At 54.0% G+C, this 22,851-nt stretch carries 21 protein-coding genes; 7 read left to right on the forward strand and 14 right to left on the reverse strand.

The genetic code is table 11. The features are described 5' to 3' along the window. The first annotated feature begins 41 nt into the window (after positions 1-41). From ABLV11_RS10965 to ABLV11_RS10980, 4 genes are read left to right on the forward strand one after another with little or no spacing between them, the layout of a single operon-like run. Positions 42-728 carry a fimbrial assembly chaperone gene (locus ABLV11_RS10965; protein WP_064343601.1) on the forward strand — a complete coding sequence of 229 codons (687 nt, stop codon included), beginning with the start codon at positions 42-44 and terminating at the stop codon, positions 726-728. Further along, positions 682-3,273: a fimbria/pilus outer membrane usher protein gene (locus tag ABLV11_RS10970; protein WP_126488179.1), complete on the forward strand. Its 2,592-nt coding sequence runs from the start codon at positions 682-684 to the stop codon at positions 3,271-3,273. Before ABLV11_RS10965 ends, ABLV11_RS10970 begins: the two co-directional genes overlap by 47 nt. Beyond that, a complete protein-coding gene (locus ABLV11_RS10975) occupies positions 3,270-3,890 on the forward strand; it encodes a fimbrial protein (protein ID WP_126488181.1) in 621 nt (206 codons plus the stop codon). Before ABLV11_RS10970 ends, ABLV11_RS10975 begins: the two co-directional genes overlap by 4 nt. A 21-nt stretch (positions 3,891-3,911) precedes the next feature. Further along, a complete protein-coding gene (locus ABLV11_RS10980; protein ID WP_105889515.1) occupies positions 3,912-5,009 on the forward strand; it encodes a type 1 fimbrial protein in 1,098 nt (365 codons plus the stop codon). A 43-nt stretch (positions 5,010-5,052) separates the two neighbouring features. On the opposite strand, the gene actP is transcribed toward ABLV11_RS10980, so the two are convergent. The 3 genes from actP to acs form a co-directional block, all read right to left on the reverse strand. Then, positions 5,053-6,702 (reverse strand): cation/acetate symporter ActP, encoded by a 1,650-nt coding sequence (gene actP / locus ABLV11_RS10985; protein WP_004109434.1) that lies wholly within the window; start codon positions 6,700-6,702, stop codon positions 5,053-5,055. Then, the gene (locus ABLV11_RS10990) at positions 6,699-7,013 is read right to left on the reverse strand and encodes a DUF485 domain-containing protein (RefSeq protein WP_004127871.1); all 315 of its coding nucleotides are present in this window, start codon (positions 7,011-7,013) and stop codon (positions 6,699-6,701) included. The genes actP and ABLV11_RS10990 overlap by 4 nt, the downstream gene beginning before the upstream one ends. A gap of 182 nt (positions 7,014-7,195) precedes the next feature. Then, positions 7,196-9,154 carry an acetate--CoA ligase gene (acs, locus tag ABLV11_RS10995; protein WP_126488183.1) on the reverse strand — a complete coding sequence of 653 codons (1,959 nt, stop codon included), beginning with the start codon at positions 9,152-9,154 and terminating at the stop codon, positions 7,196-7,198. A gap of 411 nt (positions 9,155-9,565) precedes the next feature. On the opposite strand from acs, the gene gltP reads away from it, so the two are divergent. Then, positions 9,566-10,879 (forward strand): glutamate/aspartate:proton symporter GltP, encoded by a 1,314-nt coding sequence (gene gltP / locus ABLV11_RS11000; protein WP_004109428.1) that lies wholly within the window; start codon positions 9,566-9,568, stop codon positions 10,877-10,879. Positions 10,880-11,031: 152 nt separating this feature from the next. Here the strand turns inward: gltP and ABLV11_RS11005 are convergent, their stop codons facing one another. The 8 genes from ABLV11_RS11005 to alsR form a co-directional block, all read right to left on the reverse strand. After that, the gene (locus tag ABLV11_RS11005) at positions 11,032-11,715 is read right to left on the reverse strand and encodes a tetratricopeptide repeat protein (protein WP_126488187.1); all 684 of its coding nucleotides are present in this window, start codon (positions 11,713-11,715) and stop codon (positions 11,032-11,034) included. Between the two features lie 285 nt (positions 11,716-12,000). Continuing rightward, entirely contained in the window at positions 12,001-14,148 is a 2,148-nt protein-coding gene (gene fdhF, locus ABLV11_RS11010) for a formate dehydrogenase subunit alpha (RefSeq protein WP_134883289.1), read from the reverse strand. Between the two features lie 274 nt (positions 14,149-14,422). After that, positions 14,423-15,334, reverse strand: coding sequence for an allose kinase (gene alsK / locus ABLV11_RS11015; protein WP_004109417.1), 912 nt, complete (start codon positions 15,332-15,334; stop codon positions 14,423-14,425). Further along, the gene (alsE, locus tag ABLV11_RS11020) at positions 15,318-16,013 is read right to left on the reverse strand and encodes a D-allulose 6-phosphate 3-epimerase (RefSeq protein ID WP_126488189.1); all 696 of its coding nucleotides are present in this window, start codon (positions 16,011-16,013) and stop codon (positions 15,318-15,320) included. The genes alsK and alsE overlap by 17 nt, the downstream gene beginning before the upstream one ends. Positions 16,014-16,023: 10 nt before the next feature. Beyond that, the gene (alsC, locus tag ABLV11_RS11025; RefSeq protein ID WP_004109413.1) at positions 16,024-17,004 is read right to left on the reverse strand and encodes a D-allose ABC transporter permease; all 981 of its coding nucleotides are present in this window, start codon (positions 17,002-17,004) and stop codon (positions 16,024-16,026) included. After that, positions 16,983-18,515: a D-allose ABC transporter ATP-binding protein AlsA gene (gene alsA, locus ABLV11_RS11030; RefSeq protein WP_004109412.1), complete on the reverse strand. Its 1,533-nt coding sequence runs from the start codon at positions 18,513-18,515 to the stop codon at positions 16,983-16,985. Before alsA ends, alsC begins: the two co-directional genes overlap by 22 nt. A 76-nt stretch (positions 18,516-18,591) precedes the next feature. Continuing rightward, positions 18,592-19,527, reverse strand: a complete 936-nt coding sequence (gene alsB, locus ABLV11_RS11035) for a D-allose transporter substrate-binding protein (protein ID WP_070557068.1) — start codon at positions 19,525-19,527, stop codon at positions 18,592-18,594. A gap of 63 nt (positions 19,528-19,590) precedes the next feature. After that, positions 19,591-20,478, reverse strand: a complete 888-nt coding sequence (gene alsR, locus ABLV11_RS11040) for a D-allose utilization transcriptional regulator AlsR (protein WP_004137474.1) — start codon at positions 20,476-20,478, stop codon at positions 19,591-19,593. Between the two features lie 365 nt (positions 20,479-20,843). On the opposite strand from alsR, the gene rpiB reads away from it, so the two are divergent. Then, positions 20,844-21,293: a bifunctional allose-6-phosphate isomerase/ribose-5-phosphate isomerase RpiB gene (rpiB, locus tag ABLV11_RS11045; protein WP_004117284.1), complete on the forward strand. Its 450-nt coding sequence runs from the start codon at positions 20,844-20,846 to the stop codon at positions 21,291-21,293. A 69-nt stretch (positions 21,294-21,362) separates the two neighbouring features. Next, the gene (yjdP, locus tag ABLV11_RS11050; RefSeq protein ID WP_004109408.1) at positions 21,363-21,695 is read left to right on the forward strand and encodes a DDRRRQL repeat protein YjdP; all 333 of its coding nucleotides are present in this window, start codon (positions 21,363-21,365) and stop codon (positions 21,693-21,695) included. Here yjdP and ABLV11_RS11055 read toward each other — a convergent pair. From ABLV11_RS11055 to ABLV11_RS11065, 3 genes are all read right to left on the reverse strand, one after another. Further along, positions 21,689-22,096, reverse strand: a complete 408-nt coding sequence (locus ABLV11_RS11055; RefSeq protein WP_004109407.1) for a hypothetical protein — start codon at positions 22,094-22,096, stop codon at positions 21,689-21,691. The two genes, yjdP and ABLV11_RS11055, sit on opposite strands and share 7 nt — an antisense overlap. Positions 22,097-22,188: 92 nt before the next feature. Beyond that, the gene (locus ABLV11_RS11060) at positions 22,189-22,515 is read right to left on the reverse strand and encodes a phosphotyrosine protein phosphatase (protein ID WP_026055915.1); all 327 of its coding nucleotides are present in this window, start codon (positions 22,513-22,515) and stop codon (positions 22,189-22,191) included. After that, positions 22,515-22,739, reverse strand: a complete 225-nt coding sequence (locus tag ABLV11_RS11065; protein ID WP_004117295.1) for a hypothetical protein — start codon at positions 22,737-22,739, stop codon at positions 22,515-22,517. Before ABLV11_RS11065 ends, ABLV11_RS11060 begins: the two co-directional genes overlap by 1 nt. Between the last annotated feature and the right edge of the window lie 112 nt (positions 22,740-22,851).

The raw sequence follows: 22,851 nt of genomic DNA on the forward strand, positions 1-22,851 counted from the left end.
ACCAAGGGAAAGGGTAATTCTTTCCCTTACTGGACTCCATTATGAGCAGATTATTCTACTTTATTTGTTTTTATTTGTGTGCGTCTGCGGCGCAGGCAAGCGTAGTCGTGGGCGGCACGCGGGTGATATTCGATGGCACACAAAAGTCGACGACGGTATCTGTTCAAAATAAGGATAATGTGACCAATATCGTTCAGTCCTGGATCTCCGTTGTCGATGCGGCCTCGCCAGCGAAAGATTCATTCATCACAACGCCTCCGCTATTTCGCCTGAAATCCGGAGAGCAAGGATTTGTACGCATTCTACGTTCGGGTAAACCTTTAGCGGAGGATCGGGAATCCATGTTCTGGTTGAATATTAAAGGGATTCCCGCCATGGAGAACGCACCGGACAAAAATATGGTTCAGTTTGCGATTAATTCCAGGATAAAGCTTATTTTTCGACCCGCCGCATTGAAAAGCGCCATACCAGAAAATTTTGCTGAAAAGCTGCAGTGGTCTGCTGAAGGGCGAGATATAAAAGTGAAAAATGTTTCTCCTCTATATATGAATTTCTCTGAAGTTTTGGTTAACGGCAAAGCAGTACCTGAAGCGTGGTTTGTTGCCCCCTTTTCAACAATAAAAATACCGGTAGCAAATGCCTCTTCTGCGGGCAAAAAGAAAATCACATGGAGCGTGATCAATGATTATGGAATGCCTGGACCGAAATATACCGCCATCATTCAATAACGTTGGAAAGAGTTATACCTTTTTATTGACCAGCGGCTATGCCGCCCTCATTTTCAGCTTTGCCACAATACCTCTCCCGGCGATGGCAGGTGAGTACTTCAATCCCCACCTGCTGGAGGTAAACGAAACCGGTACCTCCGCCGTTGACTTAACCTATATTTCTGAAGAGACCATTCCGCCAGGTGACTACAACCTGGATGTCTATATTAACCATACGTTTGTGGCTTCTGAGTCCGTCATTTTTACGCGACAGGATCAAAATAACGCCGCTTCATCCCGGCCATGTCTTTCCGTCGCGCGCCTGAAAGAGTGGTCGATAAAAACCGAAGATTATCCTGAGCTTACCGTGGCGGGTTCGGAGTGCGCAAAACTGTCTGCGATCCCCGGATGGGAGACGGCGGTACAGCTCTCGCAACAGCGAATCGACTTTACCTTACCCCAGGTGGCTTTAGTGCACCGTCCGCGGGGGTATGTCCCGGAAAGCCGATGGCAGCAGGGCATTACCGCCGGGCTATTGAATTACAACATTTCCGGGCAAAAAACCGATCCGCGAGATGGAGGCGTTTCCACCTCCAGCCAGTTTGTCAGCCTGCAGCCGGGATTGAACGTTGGGCCGTGGCGTTTACGTAATTACAGCACCCTCAATCATAATGACGATGGCAGCCAGTGGGACTCCGTCTATAGCTATATTTCACGCGATATCCACGCCCTGAAAGGTCAGCTGATAGTGGGGCAAACCTATACTTCTTCGGCGGTGTTTGACAGCATCAGCTTCACCGGCCTGCAGCTGAACTCTGATAAAGAGATGCTCCCGGACAGCCTGAACGGCTTCGCACCGGTTATAAAAGGCATCGCGCGCTCGACCGCAGACGTGACGGTTTATCAAAACGGATACAGCATTTATAAAACAACGGTCTCTCCCGGCGCCTTTGAAATAAACGATCTTTATCCCACGGGAAGCGCGGGCGATCTCTACGTGACGGTGAAAGAATCAGACGGTAGTGAGCAGAGCTTTGTGGTGCCGTTTGCTTCACTGGCAATATTACAACGTGAAGGGCAGGTTGATTACGCTTTCAGCGGCGGCAAGACGCGCTCGGGAAGCGCGGGCGGAAAGGAGTATCAGTTTCTACAATCCAACGTTGCCTGGGGAGCGTTGAGCAACGTCACGCTGTACGGCGGCTTTCAGCAATTAGAGGATAAATACAGTAATCTCCTGCTGGGGGCCGGGTTTAATTTGGGTTCAGTCGGGGCGCTCTCTTTTGATGCTTCTCAGTCCTGGGCTGACATAAAAGAAAATTCCTCATCGGATAACGCCTCATCCAGCGAAGGGCAGTCATACCGCGTGCGCTTTAGTAAAGATTTTCCACAGACGGGGACAAACTTTTCCGTTGCCGGGTACCGTTACTCAACGCATGGTTATTATTCTCTGCAGAACTTTATCGATCGGGCGGACTCTCATCGCGCCTGCTGTTCGTCATACGGTCGGACTAAAGACCGCTTTGACGCTTCAGCGTCGCAGATTTTCTCCGGATTCGGTTCACTCTCCCTTTCGCTGGTCAGTGAGTCTTACTGGGATAACTCGCGGATGGAGTCGCTGGGCGTGAGTTATAGCAATACGTTTGGCCGGATGTCCTACTTCATTAACTACGCCTATAACCGCAATGTGCAGAGCAGCGGCCAGAATGAAAATAGCTCGCCTTCCAGCGACAGCATTATTTCGCTAACCGTGAGTATTCCTTTCGGCGCCGATATATCAGCCAGCTACAATATGAACAGCAGCCGGGTGGGAGACACCACTCACAGTCTTGGTTTAAATGGCTCCGCTTTCGCCGATCGTTCTCTGAACTGGAACGTGCAGGAGGGATATAACGCCAGCGATAAAAGCACCTCAGGGAACATCAACCTCAACTACCAGGGCTCAAAAGGTGAAGTCACCGCCGGATACGGTTATGACAGCAACAGCGCCCACTATAATTATTCGCTACGCGGTGGGATGCTCGCCCATTCCGGCGGGATAACGCTGTCACGCTATCTGGGCGAGAGCGTTGCGCTGATTGAAGCGCCTGGCGTCAGGGATATCGCGGTACGCGGGCAGACTAACGTCATGACCGATTCTGCCGGGTATGCTGTAGTGCCTTTCGTTCGCCCTTATCATGAAAACAATCTCTCCCTTGATGAACAGCAGGTCTCGGGAGCGGAAATAGATAATATCGTCAGAACGGTGGTCCCGACGCGCAATGCGATCGTAAAAGTTAAATATGATACCTGGATTGGCTATAAGGCCATGATGACCTTGCAATTTCATCATAAAGATGTGCCGTTTGGCGCGGTGATTACGCTAGAGGATGAAAGTCAGGAGTATAAACAAAAACGCAGCGCTATTGTTGGCGATTCCGGGCAGGCCTATTTGACCGGGCTGCCAGAAAAAGGCCGTTTATATGTGAAGTGGGGCGATAGCCAAAATACCCAGTGCTCTGTTAACTACGATTTATCCGCCAATAAATCGGTTGATGATATCGTTTTTTATGCAGCGGATTGCCGATGATGGAACTTAATATATTCGGATTAGGCCAAAAAATCAGGATGACCGGGATGAGCATCAATAATATCAGGCGATTGGCAATATATGCAGGATGGTTGAGCCTCACCAGCACCTTTATTTTTTTGTACAGTATGATGCCGGCCCGGGCCTACGAAGCGAATAGTACCGTCAATTTAAATATTACCGGTAATATTGAAGAGCCCGTCTGCGAGGTGTCGGTTAAGCCTTCCAGTGCAATCGATCTGGGAACCGTCTCTTACCAACGTCTGACCGGGAAGCCGGGCTCGAGCAGCGATAGCACTGCGCTTTCCCTTGTGTTTGATAACTGTTCAACTGGCACTTCTTCCGTAACGATTACTTTCAGCGGTTTATCTTTTGATAATACTTTTAAATCGATTTATGTGAATGAAATTATCTATGGTGCCAAAGAGGTTGGGCTACAGCTTTTGAGCGCCCAGGATCAGCAATCGTTGGGGCCGAACGATCGGTACACCTATGTATTCAACGATGGTGCTGATGGGAATGTTTTTAATATGCTCGCCAGAATGTATACACCTACTGGAAGGGTGGCAGCCGGTAAAGTCGCCTTTACCGTCACCTTTAACGTGTCATATAAGTGATTCACAGCGACAGGGAAAGATATGAAAAAATATATTTTATTATTGCTGGCCTGTCTCGCTCCGATCTATAGCTGGGCGTGTGAGACAGGAACGAATTATGGCGATGTTTCAATGGCTAATTTGCCCGCGAAAATATTGATTAATGCCGGCAGTTATTCGACCGGGACCGTACTTTATGATTCCGGGAAGCTCACGCATCCTACAACTTTTTTTATCAACTGTCAGGGATCAATATATTCAAATTTAGCATGGAGTTCGGGTAATGCCGGCTCGTTGATTGGCGATAATATATATACAACCTCTGTACCGGGTATCGGTATCAGAGTTAAGGTCTGGCTGAATATTACCGGCGAATATAATGGTGATAATAACGATTTTACTCCGGATTATAACGAGCATCATATCGGTGATGCGGACTTTTATCTTGGAAAGCCAACCGGGCTTTTAGATTTTTGGGCAGGCACATATTATGCGCCAACATATCAGGTGCAGCTCGTGGCAACTGGCGGAGCCATTGCCAGCAACAGCACGCTGACGCTGGGGGAGCCGATATCCACTGTGTCGGTTAGAGACGATCACGGAACGATGGTCATTTCCCAACTGCACGTCACCGGAAGCACCAAAATCCAGCTGACGCCGATGGGCTGCAACGTGAGTTCGACCACGCTGAATTTCCCTATGGGCTCCGTGAAAACGAGTGAGTTTACTCTTTCCTCGACAGTCGGCTCCGCCCAGCAAACGCTGACGCTTTCTTGCGAACCCGGAACCAATATATCAATGCGTGTGACGGCGACTGAAGCCGAAGGCGATAATCCGAACAGGAGCGTTATTGCGTTAACGGCGGGGGAAAACGTAGCAACCGGTGTGGGTGTGCAGTTAAGCCTCAACGGGAAGGTCATACCGTTAAACACCAGTTTTTATTTAAGTACATCCAGCAGAAGTGTAACGTTGAATGCCGGAGCTGAGGCCAGCTACGCAACCTTCACCTATCCGAATAATCCCGGCGGCGCTGCCGCATCGAACTCGCTCATCTTTTCAACCAACTATTACAAAACCGGGGCTGAAGTGACGCCTGGAACGGCCAACGCCAGCGGAACGATAACATTTATCTATAACTAGAATCACACGTACCCCAGCCGCCAGGCCGGGGTAGGGATAATCATTAATGCGCCTGACCTTTCTCAATACCGATCCCGGTCTGAGAACGAATAAACTGGGCGCGGAACAGTTCACGCTCGCGCGCGCCTTCCGCGGAGCTATCGGTAGCCGAGAAGAACCAGATACCGATAAAGGCCACGGCGATAGAGAACAGCGCCGGATATTCATACGGGAATATCGCCTTTTCGTGACCGAGGATCTGCACCCAGATAGTCGGGCCGAGGATCATCAAAATCACCGCGGTCAGCAGACCCAGCCAGCCGCCAATCATCGCCCCGCGCGTGGTCAGCTTCGACCAGTACATCGACAACAGGATAATCGGGAAGTTACAGCTGGCGGCGATGGAGAACGCCAGGCCGACCATAAAGGCGATGTTCTGATTCTCGAACAGGATACCCAGCAGAATCGCCACCACGCCGAGGATCAGTACGGTAATTTTCGACACCTTCAGCTCCTGACGCTCGGTCGCGCCTTTGCGGAACACGTTAGCGTACAGGTCGTGAGACACCGCCGATGCGCCCGCCAGCGTCAGGCCAGCAACCACCGCCAGAATCGTGGCGAAGGCGACCGCTGAGATAAAGCCAAGGAACAGGTTGCCGCCGACCGCATCCGCCAGATGCACCGCCGCCATATTGTTGCCGCCGATAAGCTGCCCGGCCGCGTCTTTGAACGCCGGATTCGCCCCCACCAGCATGATGGCGCCGAAGCCGATGATAAAGGTCAGAATATAGAAGTAACCCATAAAGCCGGTGGCATAGAACACGCTCTTACGCGCTTCTTTGGCATCGCTCACGGTGAAGAAACGCATCAGAATATGCGGCAGACCCGCGGTGCCGAACATCAGCCCGAGGCCGAGTGAGAGCGCCGATATCGGATCTTTTACCAGTCCGCCGGGGCTCATAATCGCCGAGCCTTTCGGGTGCACCGCCATTGCTTCGGTGAACAGATTATTGAAGCTGAAGCCGACGTGCTTCATCACCATAAAGGCCATAAAGCTGGCGCCGAACAGCAGCAGGACCGCTTTAATAATCTGCACCCAGGTGGTGGCGAGCATGCCGCCAAACAGGACGTAGAGCACCATCAGCACGCCGACAAGCACTACCGCGACGTGGTAGTTGAGGCCGAACAGCAGTTGAATCAGCTTACCCGCGCCGACCATCTGGGCGATGAGGTAGAGCGCCACTACCACCAGCGAACCGCAGGCGGAAAGGGTGCGAATCGGCCCCTGTTTGAGACGATAGGAGGCCACGTCGGCAAACGTGTAGCGGCCGAGGTTACGCAGGCGTTCGGCGATCAGGAACAGAATAATCGGCCAGCCGACAAGGAAACCGAGCGAGTAGATCAGCCCGTCGTAGCCGGAGGTGTAAACCAGTGCGGAAATACCGAGAAACGAGGCCGCCGACATAAAGTCGCCGGCAATCGCCAGACCGTTCTGGAAACCGGTAATGTTGCCGCCAGCGGTGTAGTAGTCGCTGCGTGAACGTACGCGTTTTGACGCCCAGTAAGTGATATACAGGGTCAGGGCGACGAAAATCAGGAACATGATGATCGCCTGCCAGTTGGTCGGCTGGCGCTGTACCGCGCCGGTGAGGGCATCTGCGGCATTGACGGTCAAAGGGAGCGTGGCGGCGAGCGCCGTCAGGACTTTCTTCATGATGCTTTAACCTCGCTGAGAATGCTTTTTGTCAGCCGATCAAATTCACCATTTGCCCGCCAGACGTATATTCCGGTTAATACGAAAGAGATAACGATCACGCCGATACCAATCGGAATACCCCGGGTGACGCTGGTTCCCGCATGCAGCGGCGTGCCCAGCCAGCCGGGGGCAAAGGCGATAAGCAGAATAAAGCCCACATAAATCACCAGCATAATCAGTGACAGGATGGCGGCAAACCTTTGCCGGGCTGCAACAAGCTCCTTAAAATGCGCACTATTTTCTATCCGCTGACAAATCTGATCGTTCATCATAGCGTCTCCAGAGGTTCCCTTTTGTCATCCACGCGCCGGTCGTCGGCAACACTTATCCCCCCGGCAGTTAACTGTCGGGAGTCAGCCTGTTTACCGCTTTCCTGCTACCTGAAATCCTTGGGGAGTGGGTATTTATATCCTCTCCCCTGGTGGGGAGAGGGTGTAGGGGATCGGTTAGTTTATGATGGCATAGCGATGGCCTGCTTCTCTTCGAGCAGTTTTTCCACCACGCCAGGATCGGCAAGCGTTGAGGTATCGCCGAGATTACTGGTATCGCCCGCGGCAATTTTGCGCAGTATACGGCGCATGATTTTGCCCGAACGGGTTTTCGGTAACGAATCGGTCCAGTGCAGTACGTCCGGCGTCGCCAGCGGGCCAATCTCCTTACGGACCCAGTTTCGCACCTCGGCGTAGAGCTCCGGCGTCGGTTCTTCGCCATGGTTGAGAGTGACGTAAGCGTAAATGGCCTGGCCTTTAATGTTATGCGGAATACCGACCACCGCCGCTTCGGCGATTTTCGGATGCGACACCAGCGCCGATTCGATTTCGGCGGTTCCGAGACGGTGGCCGGAAACGTTCAGCACGTCATCGACGCGACCGGTGATCCAGTAGTAGCCATCTTCGTCACGGCGCGCGCCGTCGCCGCTGAAGTACATATTTTTAAAAGTCGAGAAGTAGGTCTGTTCGAAGCGTTCGTGGTCGCCAAACAGCGTACGCGCCTGGCCCGGCCAGGAGTCGGCGATCGCCAGGTTACCTTCGGTGGCGCCTTCCAGCGGCGTGCCTTCGTTATCCACCAGCACCGGCTGAACGCCGAAGAAGGGACGCGTCGCGGAACCGGCCTTCAGCTCAATGGCGCCGGGCAGCGGGGTGATCATAAAGCCGCCGGTTTCTGTTTGCCACCAGGTGTCCATCACCGGGCACTTCTCGTTGCCGATCTTCTTCCAGTACCACTCCCAGGCTTCCGGGTTAATTGGTTCGCCGACGGAGCCGAGAATGCGCAGGGAAGAGCGGTCGGTGCCTTCAATAGCCTTATCGCCTTCCGCCATCAGTGCGCGGATCGCCGTGGGGGCGGTATAAAGAATGTTGACCTGATGCTTGTCGACCACCTGGCACATGCGCGCCGGGGTTGGCCAGTTCGGTACGCCCTCGAACATCAGCGTCGTCGCGCCGCAGGCCAGCGGACCGTACAGGAGGTAGCTGTGGCCGGTGACCCAGCCGACGTCGGCGGTGCACCAGTAGATGTCGCCCGGATGGTAGTCAAAAACGTATTTAAACGTTGAGGCCGCATAGACCAGGTAACCGCCGGTAGTATGCAGTACGCCCTTTGGCTTACCGGTCGAGCCGGAGGTATAAAGGATAAACAGCGGATCTTCAGCGTTCATCTCTTCAGGCTGGTGTTCCGCGCTGGCTTTCTCAATCAGATCGCTCCACCACAGGTCGCGGCCTTCCTGCCAGTCGATTTTGCCGCCGGTACGTTTAAACACCACCACGTTTTTGATGCTCTTCACGTGCGGGTTTTTCAGCGCGTCGTCGACGTTCTTCTTCAGCGGGATCGCGCGACCGGCGCGCAGGCCTTCATCAGAGGTGATCACCAGGCGGGAGTTGGAATCGATGATACGTCCGGCGACCGCTTCCGGTGAGAAGCCGCCGAAAATCACCGAATGGATAGCGCCGATGCGGGCGCAGGCCAGCATGGCCACCGCGGCTTCCGGCACCATCGGCATATAGATAGCCACGACATCGCCCTTTTTAATGCCGAGGTCGAGCAGGACGTTGGCAAAGCGGCAGACATCGCGGTGGAGTTCGCGATAAGTGATATTTTTGCTCTGGCTGGCGTCGTCGCCTTCCCAGATGATGGCCGTCTGGTCGCCGCGCTCCGCCAGATGGCGATCGAGACAGTTAGCGGCCAGGTTAAGGGTGCCGTCTTCGTACCATTTGATGGAGATATTACCCGGCGCGAATGAGGTGTTTTTCACGCGCGTGTAGGGCTTGATCCAGTCGAGAATTTTGCCCTGTTCGCCCCAGAAGGCATCTGGGTCGGTGACGGACTGCTGATACTGCGCCTCGTACTGTTCCGGGTTAATCAGGCAGCGTTCCGCAATATTAGCGGGAATAGAGTGTTTATGTATTTGGCTCATGGCTTTTTTTCTCCTGTAGGTTGTTAAATATATGTCAAATAAACGTTAATAGTAGGGGCTTTGGCGGCTTTGTTTGCTATTTGGGGGACAGATCACGCATTGATTGAACTGAATGAAAATCAATCAAATGAAACTTTGAGGTGAAATAATTTCTAAAATGGATTTATAGAAAATGAATTTATTAAATATTTTTTATAACAAATACTTATGCAAGATAAGTTGGGGATATTAGCGAGTTTATGCATAAAACCAGAGTAAACCGCTGTTCTTAAAGACTTGCGCAGCATGCCGTGCAAATGATACTGATATTGCGCGTTAAATAACCCCATAAAGCAACGCAACACAATTCATACCCCTTTCAGTGGGTGCCATTACCTCCTGGAATGGCGCCTTTCATCGAGGAAGTCTGTAGTGAAGAAAAAAACAAAAGTCAGCCTGGCCTGGCAAATTTTGCTGGCTCTGGTGCTGGGCATACTTCTGGGCAGTTACCTGCATTACCACGCCGAAAGCCGTGACTGGTTAATCTCGAACCTGCTGACCCCGGCGGGCGATATCTTTATCCATCTGATTAAAATGATCGTCGTACCGATCGTCATCTCGACCCTGGTGGTCGGCATTGCCGGCGTAGGCGATGCGAAGCAGCTGGGCCGTATCGGCGCGAAAACCATTATCTATTTTGAAGTGATCACCACGGTGGCCATCGTGCTGGGGATTACCCTGGCTAACGTCTTTCAGCCAGGAAGCGGCATTGATATGTCGCAGCTGGCGGCGGTGGATATTTCGAAATATCAAAACACCACGGCAGAAGTACAGAGCCACGCGCATGGCCTGATGGGCACCATCCTCTCGCTGGTACCGACCAATATCGTGGCTTCGATGGCGAAGGGCGACATGCTGCCGATCATCTTCTTCTCGGTGCTATTTGGTCTCGGCCTTTCCTCGCTGCCCGCTACCCATCGTGAACCGCTGGTCACGGTGTTCCGCTCTATCTCTGAAACCATGTTTAAAGTGACGCATATGGTGATGCGCTACGCGCCGGTGGGCGTGTTCGCGCTGATCTCGGTGACCGTGGCGACCTTCGGCTTCGCTTCACTGTGGCCGCTGGCGAAGCTGGTGATTCTGGTTTATTTCGCCATTCTGTTCTTCGCGCTGGTGGTGCTTGGCATCGTGGCGCGGGTATGCGGACTGAGCATCTGGACCCTAATCCGCATTCTGAAGGATGAGCTGATTCTGGCCTACTCTACCGCCAGCTCCGAGAGCGTGCTGCCGCGTATTATTGAGAAGATGGAAGCCTACGGCGCGCCAGCGTCGATCACCAGCTTCGTGGTGCCGACCGGCTACTCCTTTAACCTCGATGGCTCGACGCTGTATCAGAGTATTGCGGCTATCTTCATCGCCCAGCTGTACGGTATTGATCTGTCCATCTGGCAGGAAATTACCCTCGTGCTGACGCTGATGGTGACGTCGAAAGGGATTGCCGGCGTACCGGGCGTCTCCTTCGTGGTGCTGCTGGCGACGCTGGGCAGCGTGGGCATTCCGCTGGAAGGTCTGGCGTTTATCGCCGGCGTTGACCGTATCCTCGATATGGCGCGTACCGCGCTGAACGTGGTGGGCAACGCGCTGGCGGTGCTGGTTATCGCCAAGTGGGAACACAAATTTGACCGCAAAAAAGCGCTGGCGTATGAACGTGAAGTGCTGGGCAAATTTGATAAAACGGCGCAATAAAACAGAAAGCCCGGTGACATCGCACCGGGCCTGAGAGAAAAGCGTCGCGTTTCTGTCGGCGGCTAACGCCTGACCCGGCCGAAACACTCCAGCCAGATCGGCTGGTGAACATCTCCAACAAGCCCGGCGTATGGACTTCGCCGGGCTTTTTCTTATCTTTTACTTATCCTGTCGAACTCTTCACAGCCGGTATCAAACCCCTCCTGACAGCTAACGTTGAGCCAGTGCAGCGCTTTCTGCCGGTTCGGTTCGATAAAGCCTTTTTCCCCCTGCAGGAAAAGCATCCCGGCCCAGTATTCGGCGTAGCCGGTACGGGAGAGGGCAGAGCTCTCTTTAAAGTACTGCGTCGCTTTGACATCATCTTCCAGAAGATGAACGCCGCTGGCGTAAATCAGCCCCAGCAGCATCTGAGCGTCAACGGCTGAATCGCTTTCCGGATCCTGCGCGGCGTGCTGTAACAGAGTGATGGCGTGGGGGTAGTTCGGCGTACCGGCCTGCTGGTTCACCAGCACCCGGGCGAGAACAATTTCCCCCGCCTTGCTGCCTGTTTGTACGGACTTTTCCGCCAGCACTTTAGCCTGGTGGTAGTCTGCCTGCTGAGGATTGCGGATTTTGAGCTGGGCCAGCAGCGCCAGCGCGTCGCCATCGCCGTTGTCTGCGGCTTTCTGCGCCCAGTATTCGGCCTGGGGAAAATCGCCGAAGCTGACGTAAGTATCCGCCAGGTAATATTGTGCACGTGGATCGCCGGCTTCGGCCTGCTGTCTATACTGGCTACCTGGTTCCATGGCGCCTGAGGTGAAGCTTGCTATCACCAGCAGTAAATAGAGGTATTTCATTTTTTATTATCGGTAGAGAACATAACGAGCAGTATAAAGGCAGGGGAAGAAGAAGAAAACGCCGGGAACTCGTGGGGGATACTCATGGTTTATCCGAATAATCGTGCCGTCTGTTTCCCCGCGGGCGGCGCCGACGCGCCTTGCCCGGGCTACAGATTCACAGTCGTCTGCGGTCCGCTAGCCCGGATAAGGTGTTAGCCGCCATCCGGGGGGATTGATTCACAGCCTTCTGCGGTCCGGTAGCCCGGCCAGGTGCGAAGCACCGCCTTCGGGGAGGCGGTCCGATTAACCCAGCGCGCTTTCGCGCAGGCGGGCTTTCAGCTTGTTGTACTCATCAATGACGTACTGCTCAGCGGCACGCTGGTCGGCAATCGGCTCAACGTTGACGGCGCAGTACTTGTACTCCGGCGTTTTGGTTATCGGGCTCAGGTTCTCGGAAACCAGCTCGTTACAGGCGCCAATCCACCACTGGTAGGTCATATAGACCGCCCCTTTATTCGGACGATCGCTGACCTGCGCGCGGGTGATAATACGGCCCTTACGCGAGTTCACCCACACCAGCGCCTCATCCTCAATGCCCAAACGTTCGGCATCGGCGGAGTTGATTTGCGCATAGCCAGGTTCATCCGCCAGCGCGGCCAGCGCCGCACAGTTACCGGTCATCGAACGGCACGAGTAGTGGCCGACTTCGCGCACCGTCGACAGCACCATCGGGTACTCGTCGGTGAGTTTGTCAATCGGCGCGACCCAGTCGCAGGTGAAGAACTGCGCCAGACCGTTCGGGGTATCGAACTTCTCTTTAAACAAATAAGAGGTCCCCTGATCGGCGTCGGACTCATCGCGGCACGGCCACATGACGTAGCCTAGCTCGCCCATTTTCTCGTAGGTGGCGCCGTAGAAATCCGGACACAGATGCCGCAACTCGTCCCAGATCTCCTGGGTGTTGTTGTAGTGCATCTTGTAGCCCATCCGGGTAGCGATTTCGCTGATAATCTGCCAGTCGGTTTTCAGGTCCCATTTCGGCTCTACCGCTTTAAAGAAGCGCTGGAAGCCGCGGTCCGCTGCGGTATAGACGCCTTCGTGCTCGCCCCACGAGGTGGACGGCAGGATAACGTCGGCCGCTGAGGCGGTTTTGGTCATGAAAATATCCTGGACGATAACCAGTTCCAGATCGTCGAATGCTTTACGCACTGCGGACAGCTCGGCGTCGGTCTGGAGCGGATCTTCCCCCATAATATACGCCGCCCGCACTTCGCCATGCGCCGCGCGGTGCGGCAGCTCGCTGATGCGGTAGCCGGTGTGCGCCGGCAGGCTATCGACGCCCCAGGCTTTGGCGAACTTCTCGCGGTTCTCCGGGAACTTAACGTATTGATAGCCCGGATAGGTATCGGGCAGCGCGCCCATGTCGCAGGCGCCCTGAACGTTGTTCTGGCCGCGCACCGGGTTGACGCCGACGCTCGGCTTGCCGAGGTTGCCGGTGAGGATCGCCAGGCTGGTCAGCGAACGTACGGTTTCCACGCCCTGGTAGAACTGGGTCACGCCCATGCCCCACAGGATCGCGGCGGATTTCGCGCTGGCATACATACGGGCGCAGGCGCGGATCTCCTGGGCGCTCACGCCGGTGATCTCTTCCACCGACTCTGGCGTGTAGCCTTCGACGATTTTGCGATACTCTTCGAAGCCCTCAGAACGGCTGGCGACGAAGGATTTATCGTAGAGGTCTTCTTCGATAATCACGTGCCCGATAGCGTTGAGCAGCGCGATATTCGAGCCGTTCTTCAGCGCAATGTGCATATCGGCAATGCGCGCGGTTTCAATTTTACGCGGATCGCAGACGATGATTTTTGCCCCGTTGCGTTTGGCGTTAATCACGTGATTCGCCACAATAGGGTGTGAATCTGCCGGGTTATACCCGAAGATAAACACGAGATCGGTATTGTCGATCTCGGTGATGGCATTACTCATAGCGCCGTTACCGACCGATTGGTGCAGACCTGCAACCGATGGGCCGTGTCAGACGCGAGCGCAGCAGTCGACGTTATTGGTACCAATAACGGCGCGCGCGAATTTTTGCATCACATAGTTGGTTTCGTTACCCGTTCCGCGGGACGAGCCGGTAGTCTGAATCGCGTCCGGGCCATATTTCTCTTTAATAGCGCTGAGGCGAGTGGCGACGTAATCGAGCGCCTCATCCCAGGAGACGGATTCCAGCTTGCCGCCGCGCTGGCGACGGATCATAGGGGTTTTCAGGCGCGGGGTAAGGATCTGGGTATCGTTAATGAAGTCCCAGCCATAATAGCCTTTCAGACACAGGGTTCCCTGGTTGGTTTTCCCCTGTGCCGCCTCCGCCCGAACGATTTTGCCGTTATCGACCACCAGGTTGATTTTGCAACCTGATGCGCAATACGGACAAACCGTGACGACTTTTTTCATCGGTCTTGCTCCAGTTAATCAATTGGCGCATACGCGCTATCGCGCCGTCAATATGCATCTTCTATGCCATGTTTTCATTGTGGGTATCGCCTGATGATACGTTGTTTTTTTGGGCGAAATGCTGACGAAAAACAGGCTATCGTCAGTTTTGACGTGTCGACGCGGGAGCAGGTGACGCGCTCGGACAGGCGATGATGGATAGCCCGGGAGGGGCGCAGCTCCGCTTCCGGGGAGGATAGCGGGCAGGCTTGAAAGCGGTGCTGCGCTTATTGGGCTAGGTCAAATAACGGCTTCTCGCCAGCGCCGCCGCGCCCCGGGCGCCGTTAAACGCCGAGGAGGAAGCGGCGATAAAGCGTACGGCCTGATACGGTAGCGGACGGCGAACGTAGGTTTTAACCCTGGTGATTAGGGCGTCGCGCGGGAAAGCGGGCATATCCATTACGCCGCCGCCGAGGATCACCGCGTCGGGGTCGAACAGGTTAATACTGGTGGCGATGGCGCGGGCGGCATGATTCAGCAACTGCTGCACAAACGGCTCCTGTGCGGCATGAACGAACAGCTCGCCCAGTTCGTACGCGCGCGGCTGCTGTTCATACCAGCGCTTTAGCGCAATGCCGGAGCAGACGGTTTCCAGACAGGCGGGGTTTCCGCAGGCGCAGGTGAGGGCGTCATCGCCCTGGGGGATATGCCCCAGCTCGCCCGCCACGCCGTGGGCGCCGGTCCACGGCCCGCCGTTTAGCCAGACCGCGAAGCCCATACCGGTGCCAAGATAGGCCGCCAGCACCTCCTGCTCCTGCAGGCCGTTCTGCTGCACATCAAAAGAGAGCTGCAGATTCACATCGCGGGAAAACTCCACCGGGCAGCCCAGCGCCGCTTCCAGCCGGTCCGCCAGGTTATACAGATCGTCAGCGGCCAGAGGCAGGTTGGGGGTGGAGATAATCGTCCGCTTGTCTTTTGCCACCAGCGCCGGAAACCCCATCACCAGCCCGCAGCAGCGGGCATCATGTTGGTTTAGCTGCTGCTGTAGCAGGTTTTTAATGCCGTTAACCAGGCCGTCGGCGTTAATCACCTCCGCGGTACGCAGCTTTTCGCAGTGCAGCGCTTCGCCCTGCGCCGTTTGCAGGCAAAAACGGATATGAGTCGCTCCCATATCCACGCCCGCGACGACGTTACGCTGTTTTTGCATGAGGCTGTACCTCGTTTTTTGCCGCCAGAATTTGCTCGACCATGATCTGCCACGCCTCTTCAATCTTCTCGGCGTGATTAAAGAGGCCCGAAGTACCGACGATAAAGACGTCCGCGCCCGCCGCCATCAGTTTTTCATAGGTGCCTTTATTGCAGGAGCCATCGATTTCGATCTCGTAGTTCAGCCCTTCGCGCTCGCGCCAGGCTTTAAGTTCAGCGATTTTCTCCAGCATTTCCGGGATAAATGGCTGTCCGGCAAAGCCCGGATCGACGGTCATCACCGTGATTTTGTCGGCTTTATGAATGTAGTACTTCATGGTCTCAACCGGGGTTTCCGGGTTAAGGATCAGCCCGACTTTCATACCGTGGCGTCGAATTTCTTCGATCAGGCGGAAGGCCTGGCCGTTGATGGTTTCCGGATGCAGGGTGATAAAATCCGCCCCCGCCTGCGCCAGCTGGCTAATGTAATCCTGCGGGCGGGTGACCATCAGATGGCAATCCAGCGGTTTGCTGGCCAGCTTTTTGACCTGGCCGACGAAAAACGGCGACAGGGTCAGGTTCGGCACAAAATGACCGTCCATGATATCGATGTGAAAATAGTCTGCATGCTGGTCGATAAACTCGATCTGTTCTTTAAATTTCAGCAGATCCATACACATTAAAGAGGGAGCAATTTTCATGATAAATTCCTTACTTACTGATAAGACGGTCGAGGGCGACAGCCGCGATGATTAATCCGCCCATTACCACCAGCTGGTAGTAGGTTTGTACTTGCAGAATGTTCAGTCCGTTATTGATAGTGCCGATAATCAGGCCGCCGATGACCACCGAGAAGATGCGTCCTTTGCCGCCGAAGAAGCTGGTACCGCCGATGATGGCGCTGGCGATGGCGTAGGTTTCAAAGCCCATACCGGCCAGCGGCTCTGCTGCGCCGAGACGCGCGGTGGAGACCACGCCCGCCAGTCCGGCGCAAATACCGGAAATGATGAACACCAGCAGCATGTGAAACTTGACGTCGATACCGGAGTAGAAAGCGGAGTTTTTGTTGCCACCCAGCGCGTAGATATTGCGGCCGACGCGCATACGGGTGGTCAGGAACCATAGGATCAGCGCCACAATCAGCGAGAAGATCACCGGCACCGGGATGCCCAGAGGCGTGGCGGCAAAGAAGTTAACGAAATCAAATGAAAAGCCGTACACCGAGTTGGCATCAGAGATAACCAGCGTGATACCGCGGAAGATGGCGTTGGTGCCGAGGGTAATAATGAACGGATGCAGCCCGGTCCAGTTGACCAGACAGCCGTTGATAGCGCCCAGCGCGCCGCCGACCAGCACCCCGCCAATCAGCGCCGCAAGGAACGGGTCAACGCCCGCCAGCATCAGCTTGGCGGTGACCATCCCGGAGAGCGCGAGGATCGCCCCGACCGACAGGTCGATCCCGGCGACGAGGATCGCGAAGAACTCGCCCATGCCGATCAGCACGGTGACCGAACTCTGGACAAAGATCTGCGTAATGTTGTTGGTCGTCAGGAAGTACTCCGACGACAGGGTGCCGAAGATGGCGACGATGATAGCGAGGATAAAAAAGGTACCGTATTTATCCCAGAACAGCGCGAAGTTAAACGGTTTTTTCTCGTCCATATCGCCTTTTACTCTTGTGGTAGTGCCCATGCCATAATCTCCTCTTCGCTCATATCGTCGCGATTGGTCAGGATTTGCGTCAGTCGCCCTTCGCAGAACACGGCAATGCGGTCGCAGACGGCGATAATTTCAGGTAGTTCGGATGACACCATCAGGATGACTTTTCCGTCATCGGCCAGCTGGCGCATCACTTTATAAATTTCGGCTTTTGCGCCCACGTCGATACCGCGCGTCGGCTCGTCAAAAATGATCACTTCGGGGCTGCAGCATAGCCATTTCGATATCAGCACCTTCTGCTGGTTACCGCCGGATAGCTCGGTAATGTTCTGATCGACCGAATGGCACTTCAGCGCCAGCAGCTTGCGCTGCTCTTCCGCCGTTTTGCGTTCGTCGCCTTCGCGGAACAGCCCCATGGCCCCTTTGTAGCCGCCGCGCTTCAGGCTCTGGCTGACTGCCATATTCTGAGCGATAGAAAAATTGGGGAAAAAGCCGTTTTCCCGGCGGCTTTCGGTGATGTAGCCCATGCCTTTCTTTAAGGCGTCCAGCGGCGAGCGGGGGGAGATCGCTTTGCCGTTGAGGTAAATTTCACCGCTGCTACGCTTATCAACCCCAAACAGGCAGTCCATCAGTTCGGTGCGCCCGGAACCGACCAGTCCGGCAAAACCGAGAATTTCGCCGCGATTCACGCTAAACGAGATATCGCGTACCTTTTTCTTGTCATGGCTGGTGACGTTTTTCACTTCAAACACCGTCTCACGGGCGATATTGCCGGTGCTCTCTTTCATGGCGTTGAAGCGGTTTTGCAGTTCGCGGCCGACCATCAGACGAACGATGTCATCATTATTCACTTCGCTGACCATCCCGCTGCAGACGCTGCTGCCGTCTTTCATGACCGTGTAGCGGTCGCAGATGCGGCGTATTTCCGCCAGCTTGTGCGAGATATAGACAATGGCGGTGCCCTCTTTCCGCAGCTGATTCATGATCAGAAACAGATAGTCCACCTCTTTATTGGTCAGCGAGGAGGTCGGTTCATCCATGATCAGGACTTTGGCATCAAGCATCAGCGTCTTGGCGATTTCCAGCATCTGCTTGTGGCTGATGGAGAGATTTGCCACCTTTTCGTCTAAGTCGATCTTCAGCCCGACGCGCAGCAGCATCATCGCCGCCCGCACGCGCATTTCTTTCCAGTCGATCACGTTGACGCCGCAGACTTTTTTCGTCAGATGGCGGCCAATATATAAATTCTCCAGCACCGTTAATTCATCAATGACGCTGAGTTCCTGATAAATAATTCCAATGCCGAGCTGGGCCGCTAATTTATGATCAAGCTTGTCGTAGTTAACGTTATTAATCGTAATGGTGCCTTTGGTCGGTTCATGTATTCCCGACAGAACTTTCATCAGCGTTGATTTACCGGCACCATTTTCCCCTAATAACGCATGTATTTCATGGGGGTAAATAGTTAAATCAACCGATTTTAATGCGTGAACCGGGCCAAAGGATTTGCCGATCCCCGCCATTGAAATATATGGCGTGAGCATAGATTTTCCTTATATTTTCACCCTCTCCGTGGGGGAGAGGGTCGGGGTGGGGGCAACCGTCAGTACAAGGTCAGTCTTATTTCGTCACCAGAATGGAGTCCACCAGCTTAAACTGCGGGGCTTTATCCAGAGGGATGACTTTGCCGCTCTTCTCAGCATCGACCATCAGCTTAAGACCCGTAGCGCCAATATCCGCCGGGTTCTGGGCGACTGTGGCGGTCATCTGTCCGGCTTCGACCATTTTGCGCGCTTCAGGAATGCCGTCGGTACCGACTACCAGTACCTTGCCGGTTTTGCCGGCATTAGCGACGGCCTGGGCGACGCCCATTGCCATGGTGTCGTTGGCGCAGTAGATCGCTTTAACGTTCGGGTTACGCTGCAGCACGTTGGTGGCGACGTCCAGCGCCTTGATGCGGTCCCAGTCGGCAGGCTGACTGGCAACCAGATTGATTTGACTCGCTTTTTTGAAAGCTTCGGTGGCGCCATTGCGGCGGGCCTCACCGGACGCGTTACCGGCTTTGCCTTCGATAATAGCGACTTCGCCGCCTTCAGCACCCAGTTTGTCGATGATAAACTCTGCGCCTTTTGCCCCGACCGCCACGTTATCGGTGGTGACAAAACCTTCTACGTTGCCGCCGGCTTTCTTCAGGTTATCCATATCGATTTTTTCATCGAGGTTGACCAGATAGATGCCCTTTTTCCAGGCTTTAGCCACCGGCATCACCAGGTTTACCGATGAGAGGGGGGCAAAGGCGATACCTTTGTAGTTTTTATTGCTCAGGTCTTCAAACAGCTGCAGCTGCGACTGAAAATCCCCTTCAGAAGGTGAGGCAAAAATATCGACGCTCACGCCCAGGGTTTTGGCTTCGTCTTCAATACCCTTTTTCATATCAACCCAGAATGGGTTGGATAAGGTTTTTAAGACCACGGCATAATCGGCGGCGGCAAAGGCGCTGGTGGATAACATTACGCCCATAGCCGCGCCGCTGAAAAGTTTCAGATATTTATTCATATCAATACTCTCGGTGTAAGATACAATTTTATTGATCCCACTAATGTGGGATCGGCTTTTTATTTACTTCAGCGCGCCTGGAGAAAAGAAATTAACAATTGCGCCGGTTTTTTGCATGTTTAAATTCGCTTGTTCAATATTAAGCTGGGCAACGGAAACAAAGAATGCATCTAATAATGTCAGTTGTAATATACGCGCTGAGGCGTTTCGGCCTAATAAAGGTGTCTCTGGTGCTGGCGAACAAATAATAAAATCAGCTAATTTGGCAATCGGCGAATGATAGCTGTGGGTGATGCAAATAATTTTTGCCCCGTTCTTTTTAGCCAGCTCCACCGCGGATTTAATATCGCTGGTGCGCCCGGAGTGTGAAACCACCAGCACCACATCGCCTTCTTTCAGCAACGAGGCGGACATCATCATGATATGCGCGTCCGGGTAGGCCTGGCAGCGCACGCCGATACGTAAAAATTTATGCTGCACGTCGGCGCAGATGGCGTTGGAGCCGCCCGCGCCGTAAAGATCGCGCTGGTTAGCCTGAGCGAAAAAGCGCGCCGCGCGGTGAATCTCGTCGACGTTAACGATCGACTGGCCTTCCATAATGGTGCGCAGAGTGATGTTAAACACCTTGTTCACCACATCCTGCGGCGCTTCATCAAAGGAGAGCTCGGTCGGTAGCACCTGCTCAGATTGCGAAAAGTAGGCCTCCAGCGCGCTGCGCAGGTTACGAAAACCGCTAAACCCGAGCAGCTTAGAAACCTTAACGATCATGGCTTCTGATACCGACAGCGCTTCCGCGACGTCTTTAATGGCCGGCGCATCGCTGAGATTGCCGGGGGTAAGCAACCATTCGACGATACGGCTCTCGTTTTCGGTCATGCCTTCCTGCTTCATGCGAAGCCAGGGGGCAAGGCCGATACCGTTAGGGAGCGAACTGGATTCTGACTGACTCATCGCTTTCTCTTTGTCCATAAAATGAAGACGACACTATATCACCACAGGCAAAACAAAAAAGATACCGCCAACTTCACAAAATTTATTTTTTTATAAAGTTATGTTTATTGTGAAGTTTTGCTAAAATTCATTTTTACTTTTACATGCAATAAATTCATTATAAATCATACTATTGTGTGATTTATATGGTTCTTTTTCTGAAAAGTGCATATGGCGTTAAATAACGTTTTCGACTTGATTTGTAAAATATCAGCGTGTAGAAAGGAGCCGGATGATGCTATTTTCAGCGTTTCCAGGGGCATTTTTAGGCGTTTAAATCACAACGCCAACCATCCTTGTAAAGTTAACAACAGGCGAGGCTAAGTATGAAAAGGATTGCATTTGGCTGCGATCATGTCGGTTTTATCCTGAAAGACGATATCGTTGCGCATCTGCGCCAGCGTGGCATTGACGTCGTGGATAAAGGCGCATGGTCTACGGAACGTACCGATTATCCGCGCTATGCCAGCGCCGTCGCTGAGTCCGTTGCCGCTGGTGAGGTCGACGGCGGGATTCTGATCTGCGGCACCGGCGTCGGCATCTCTATCGCTGCCAATAAGCATCCCGGTATTCGGGCGGTGGTGTGCAGCGAGCCCTACTCGGCGCAGCTTTCACGGCAGCATAATAACACCAATATTCTGGCCTTTGGCGCGCGGGTGATCGGCCTTGAACTGGCAAAAATGATCGTCGATGCCTGGCTGGATGCCGAATTCGAGGGCGGGCGCCACCAGGGGCGGGTAGACGCGATCGGCGCGATTGAGCAGCAGCGGATTTGAGATTCCTCCGCTACTCGCCGCGGTAGCGCTTGATTAACGTAAAGCCAGCCCACCGATGAGACTGGCTTTATGAAACGTTATACTACTGCTTTGCTTTTTTGCACCCTATCCCTCGCCGGCCAGCTGGCGCACGCCGATGTGATCGACGACGCTATCGGCAATATTCAGCAGGCTATTAACGATGCTTACCACCCGGGCGATAGCCGTTCCGACGACGATGACTATGATGATGGGCGCTATCAGGGCAGCCGTCAGCAAAGCGCCGATCGCCAGCGGCAGTATGAAGACAGACGACGACAGCTTGAAGATCGCCGCCGCCAGCTTGACGAGCGTCAGCGCCAGCTGGACAGCGATCGGCGACAGTTAGAAAACGACTGGCGTCGTCTGGATGATGATTACTGATGCCGGGCGATCCGCGGCGGGAGCCAGGGAATCAGCAGCCCCATAACGATGCCGGACGGCAGCGCCGAGATAAGCAACAGCGGGATTAAATAGAAAAACATCGGAATAAAAGCGCCGATGATGCCGCAGCAAATGGCCGTTATCAGAGGCCCGGCAATCCCGCCTGCCAGCATCCGATAGTACCAGGCGCAATCAGCGTGGCCCGTCAGGATAGCCATGAAAATGCCGGTTAACAATGCGGGTAAAAAGCCAATACCCCAGGTGAGGGATAATACTTCCGGAAGATGATTGAGGAGCTCATCAACTGAGATGACCCTGGGTAAAAAGAGAATGAGCGGTAGCGGTATTAACGGCCCAAGGGCCACGAACCAGCCTGCATGATGAATCATTCGTCCTGTCACGATCGTTTCCTTCCCTGTTTTTTTGTCCGTCGGGAAAGGTATTTCACTACTGTGAAGCGAGGATGAAGTCAGGGTAAAACGGTGATAGAAAATTAGCTCAGTTCGGGCAGGGCGGGGACCAGCTCTTTCAGCAGGGCGACAAGTTCGGGGTCCATATAGCGGTAGTCGTCGGGGATATCCAGCACGTAAAGCGGTTTATTTTCGACCAGGCGACGATATTCAGCGACCAGTCGATTTTTATGTTTCTGCTCCATCACGCAGATAATATCCGCCCAGTTAATCAGTTCAGGAGTAAGGGGTTTTCTGGCGTTCCGGCTTGTGCCCGCAGAGCGCACGTTCATGCCAGGATAACGGCGGAACACCTGTTCCGCCGTCGGGCTTCGCCATTGATTGCGGCTACAAACAAACAGCACGTTGATCAATTCGATAACAGCTCTTCCATTCCCTGATGCGCCAGCTGGCGACGAGTTTTACGGGGATATTCCATTCCCAGCTGCGCGGCGCGTAGCAATTTTTCTGAACGCAAATAGAGATGCTTCCAGTTTTTCTCGCGACGAAAACGTAAGAGGGCGGTGTGAACATCGCGAGACTTATTGCGCTGCTTTTGCGCCATGCGCCAGTCCCGGCTACGGGTTGTTTCCATGGTCTTTTCTCTCTCAGATTAATCGGGTTCAGCAGCCGCGATAATACGGAGAGGAAAGCGCCGCTATGTTAACGCTGCCAGGGGCTCTTTATCCAGCGTTTTCACGCGTGTT

This window comes from Klebsiella sp. GW_Kp181 (assembly GCF_040062315.1).
Taxonomy (GTDB): domain Bacteria; phylum Pseudomonadota; class Gammaproteobacteria; order Enterobacterales; family Enterobacteriaceae; genus Klebsiella; species Klebsiella oxytoca.

Coding starts and splice junctions, on each gene's coding strand:
- ABLV11_RS10965 (WP_064343601.1), top strand. CDS start 42: ATGAGCAGATTATTCTACTTTATTTGTTTTTATTTGTGTGCGTCTGCG.
- ABLV11_RS10970 (WP_126488179.1), top strand. CDS start 682: ATGATTATGGAATGCCTGGACCGAAATATACCGCCATCATTCAATAAC.
- ABLV11_RS10975 (WP_126488181.1), top strand. CDS start 3,270: ATGATGGAACTTAATATATTCGGATTAGGCCAAAAAATCAGGATGACC.
- ABLV11_RS10980 (WP_105889515.1), top strand. CDS start 3,912: ATGAAAAAATATATTTTATTATTGCTGGCCTGTCTCGCTCCGATCTAT.
- actP (WP_004109434.1), bottom strand. CDS start 6,702: ATGAAGAAAGTCCTGACGGCGCTCGCCGCCACGCTCCCTTTGACCGTC.
- ABLV11_RS10990 (WP_004127871.1), bottom strand. CDS start 7,013: ATGAACGATCAGATTTGTCAGCGGATAGAAAATAGTGCGCATTTTAAG.
- acs (WP_126488183.1), bottom strand. CDS start 9,154: ATGAGCCAAATACATAAACACTCTATTCCCGCTAATATTGCGGAACGC.
- ABLV11_RS11005 (WP_126488187.1), bottom strand. CDS start 11,715: ATGAAATACCTCTATTTACTGCTGGTGATAGCAAGCTTCACCTCAGGC.
- alsK (WP_004109417.1), bottom strand. CDS start 15,334: ATGCAAAAACAGCGTAACGTCGTCGCGGGCGTGGATATGGGAGCGACT.
- alsE (WP_126488189.1), bottom strand. CDS start 16,013: ATGAAAATTGCTCCCTCTTTAATGTGTATGGATCTGCTGAAATTTAAA.
- alsC (WP_004109413.1), bottom strand. CDS start 17,004: ATGGGCACTACCACAAGAGTAAAAGGCGATATGGACGAGAAAAAACCG.
- alsA (WP_004109412.1), bottom strand. CDS start 18,515: ATGCTCACGCCATATATTTCAATGGCGGGGATCGGCAAATCCTTTGGC.
- alsB (WP_070557068.1), bottom strand. CDS start 19,527: ATGAATAAATATCTGAAACTTTTCAGCGGCGCGGCTATGGGCGTAATG.
- alsR (WP_004137474.1), bottom strand. CDS start 20,478: ATGAGTCAGTCAGAATCCAGTTCGCTCCCTAACGGTATCGGCCTTGCC.
- rpiB (WP_004117284.1), top strand. CDS start 20,844: ATGAAAAGGATTGCATTTGGCTGCGATCATGTCGGTTTTATCCTGAAA.
- yjdP (WP_004109408.1), top strand. CDS start 21,363: ATGAAACGTTATACTACTGCTTTGCTTTTTTGCACCCTATCCCTCGCC.
- ABLV11_RS11065 (WP_004117295.1), bottom strand. CDS start 22,739: ATGGAAACAACCCGTAGCCGGGACTGGCGCATGGCGCAAAAGCAGCGC.